Annotated in this window: 2 protein-coding genes and 3 pseudogenes; 1 reads left to right on the forward strand and 4 read right to left on the reverse strand. The window is 57.7% G+C overall.

What is annotated here, in order from left to right:
• The 3 genes and pseudogenes from CR103_RS21595 to CR103_RS21605 all read right to left on the reverse strand — a co-directional run.
• A pseudogene (locus tag CR103_RS21595) lies at positions 1–243 on the reverse strand (IS6 family transposase); the annotation flags it as partial.
• A 188-nt stretch (positions 244–431) separates the two neighbouring features.
• Complete coding sequence (locus tag CR103_RS21600) at positions 432–1,307, reverse strand: hypothetical protein (RefSeq protein WP_099917941.1); 876 nt, start codon at positions 1,305–1,307, stop codon at positions 432–434.
• On the reverse strand, positions 1,304–2,296 hold the full coding sequence (locus tag CR103_RS21605; RefSeq protein WP_180279495.1) for a site-specific integrase: 993 nt from the start codon (positions 2,294–2,296) through the stop codon (positions 1,304–1,306). Before CR103_RS21605 ends, CR103_RS21600 begins: the two co-directional genes overlap by 4 nt.
• 446 nt (positions 2,297–2,742) lie before the next feature.
• Here CR103_RS21605 and CR103_RS23735 point away from each other — a divergent pair.
• Positions 2,743–2,871 (forward strand): annotated as a pseudogene (locus tag CR103_RS23735) (IS6 family transposase); the annotation flags it as partial.
• A gap of 61 nt (positions 2,872–2,932) precedes the next feature.
• Here the strand turns inward: CR103_RS23735 and CR103_RS24385 are convergent.
• Positions 2,933–3,039, reverse strand: a pseudogene (locus tag CR103_RS24385) (IS6 family transposase); the annotation flags it as partial.

Raw genomic sequence — 3,039 nt, forward strand, 5'->3', positions numbered from 1 at the left:
TTTCCAGACACCCTTGACCTTGATGTAGGTCTCATCCATTCGCCAGCTGGCGCCTACAGGACGCTTGTGCTTGCAGGCCATCTTCTCGATGAGCGGCAAAAAGCGGATCGCCCAACGGTTGATCGACGAGTGGTCGACCGACACGCCGCGTTCTTGCATGATCTCTTCCAGATGCCGGTAGCTCAGCGGATAAGCCACATACCAACGGATACAAACCAAGATCACATCGATCAGAAAACGCATCCCTTTGAGGTTGAGCAGGTCGATTCGTTCAAAGTCACGGCATCGCAGTCTACCTCAAGACCGACAAGAATCCGCTAATGCGACGGAACCCGCAGCCCTGATCTGGCAGGTAGATGGCTGCGATAGCCCAACACTACCGTCATCACCCGAAGAGTTCGAAAGTTTGAGCGCCGTGCCGAACGGCCACCTCACTTGGTCGCCGGTAGCATCCCTGCCATACGCCCAATCAGCGTCCGAATGTCCTCGATCCGAAGATGAGGTTCATTGCGCAATAGCTGCTTGTAGAGCAGGGCGATGATCGGGATTGCGTCGACCGGACGTACTGGAACCGCAACCGCTGCGCGACCCCGTTGGATCACACGTACGAAGTAATGCGACTCCTGAAAATCAATCTGCAAAGACTTTTCGTGCGTCCGGCCGTGGCCATCGAACTTTACGTTCGGGATCAGGTTCTCGAACATTGCCAAGGCGAGATACGCTTCCTGAACAGTCAGCTGGACGATGAGCTTATTTCTCCAGTCGAACTCTTTGCGACCGCCCTCAGCCAGCAGCAGTGCGCCTTCGATCTGGATGGTGCACTGGTTCCCAGCGCGCGTACGCGCCTCGCTCACGCACAGTGCGGCGGCGCTGCCAAAAATCTTGAAGCTGTAGTAGGGCTGCTCGGTCGGCGTGGCTGGTGCCGGCGCCACTGCAGCGCCAGCCTCTGCCAAGGGCAGTCCAGCACTCTGGAGGTAGACAATAGCCCGAGCCCGGCTGCCGGCGTTCGCGTTCGCCCCCTTGATCGTATCGATCCCGCTGGAGCCCTCACGCTTGGCCGCGGAGATGATGGTCGACAGTTCGAACTTGAAGCCGAGATGCTCGACAGTTCGCCGCACGCCTGGTGCGAGCGCGTGCACGACAGCCGCCAGCTGCTCCCGGCGCTCGATCTCGCCGGCGGCGAACCGTTTTAAATCGTCGGCGAACGCCTTACCTTCGGCGGTGCCGACCAAGTGCCGCAGCTGCTCGCTGGTCACGGAGGGCAGCCGGGCGGCCGCAAGGGTCTCGAGAATTGTGGAGAGCTTCATTGTTCCGGGTCTTCTTTGATTTGCGCGAACTTATAGTCGGCGGCTGAACGCTCGAGCGCCAAGCCGAGAATGTCCTTCAACTCGTCGGGGCTCGTGCCGTTGTTCAATTGTCGTTGTGCGAATGTATTGCGCAGGGTGCGCCCGCCGGCCCGAGACAAGTCCATGCCGGCGCGTTCGAAGGTGCTGCGAATCTGCATATAAACGGTCTTCTTGATCATCTTCCTGCCTTTGACATTGGCCGGGAAAACAAAGTCGTCTGGAATTGCCATCGTCTTGCGTTCCTGCAGCCAGGGCCGCAGTTCGTCGACGCCTTCGCGGGGCAGGGTGGTCGTGTGTTCGTAGCTGGTGTCGTGCTTTTCGTCTGGGGTGATGGTCAGTGCTATCGAGCCGTCCAGTGCCACCTGGTGGCCAACTTCGCTCAGCAGAAGCCCGATTGCTTCAGATACGCGAAGGCCGGCCAGCGCAATCACTACCTGCATGGCCCGGTCTCGGCGGCGTTTCCAGCCATCGAACGGCGTCAGGCGGCGGCTCCGCGGTGGATCCGCCGGCAGCGCGTCAAAGAACCGCTGCAGCTGGTCGGCTGAGAGCGTCCGGCCTGCGTCGTCCTTGAGCTTTTTGGTGTCCTCGGTGGCCACGATCGCCTGCTTCGCTGGATTGGGTGTGACGCCCAAGTGTTCGTAGCAGCGTTCTAGCAGACGAAGGTACCGGTATGCGATCTTGCTGTTGAGTACACGCCTGCCGTTGTCGGTCCGGTTGACGAAGCGCGCCAGGTCGGTCTGCGTCACCGTCAACAGCGTCTTATCCTGTTCTGCAATCCATGCGACCACGTTCCCGAACATGAAGTTGTACGTCTTGGCAGATTCCGTCGAGACCGTCCTGGGAATGCCATCGGCGGGGAGGCGCCGGCCGGTTTTGGCGAAGGCGTCGGTGACGACGAATTTTTTGAACGCTTGAACAGGGTCGTCGGACCACAAAATTAGGTTACTCATGGGAAAAAAGAAGTGTGGAGTTACGGCCAAGTATAGCATATATTGTAACTAACCCACCTATGCATATCGTTACCCCAAGGGTGTTCTACCGCCGCTGGCTCCGGTGATAGCGTGGGCTACTCTCTGCTCTCTTTCTGCTCTTTTCTCTCTCTTAGCTCTCTTAGCACTGGGCCCGGTCGAGCGGCCAGGGGCCTCGGTTGTCGAGTAGCCCGAGGCTTGTCTGGAGGGGATTGGTTTGGCAGCTTATGGGTGGGTTAGTTACTTTTAACATTTTCTCTTTCCCTGCCGTGTAGGTGGCGCGGAGAATATTGGTTCCTGTAGCTCGGCGGACCAAGTATGAAAGGCGCGTGACTTTAATGAGGATTCGAGGACATGAAATAGCAGCGCTGAACGCACAGGGGTACTGTCAACTTATGGCAGCCTGCAAAATTTTGTAGAGTAGCGGGATGAAAAATTCCAAAACTTACCGCGGCTTCCGCTACCCGGTGGAAATCATCAGCCATGTGGTGTGGCTCTATTTCCGGTTTGCGCTGAGTTTTCGCGACATCGAGGAATTGGTGGCCAGTCGTGGCATCATCGGGCTTTGTCGCGTTGTTGATCGAAAAAATGAGATGCCCTCCGAAAGGTACAGCGCCCTCAAACTGGACGGACCTGTACTGCCAGCGCATAAAATTGATCGGCGAACGACGTCATATTTGTGCCATCGGTCGTGAACTGGCCCTTGCGGATCATGTGCAGGAGTT

The organism is Massilia psychrophila, assembly GCF_002760665.1.
GTDB lineage: Bacteria > Pseudomonadota > Gammaproteobacteria > Burkholderiales > Burkholderiaceae_D > JAFCUW01.

Bases quoted from the DNA above. Each gene is read 5' to 3' on its own strand.
- CR103_RS21605 (WP_180279495.1), bottom strand. From the start codon at position 2,296: ATGAGTAACCTAATTTTGTGGTCCGACGACCCTGTTCAAGCGTTCAAA.
- CR103_RS21600 (WP_099917941.1), bottom strand. From the start codon at position 1,307: ATGAAGCTCTCCACAATTCTCGAGACCCTTGCGGCCGCCCGGCTGCCC.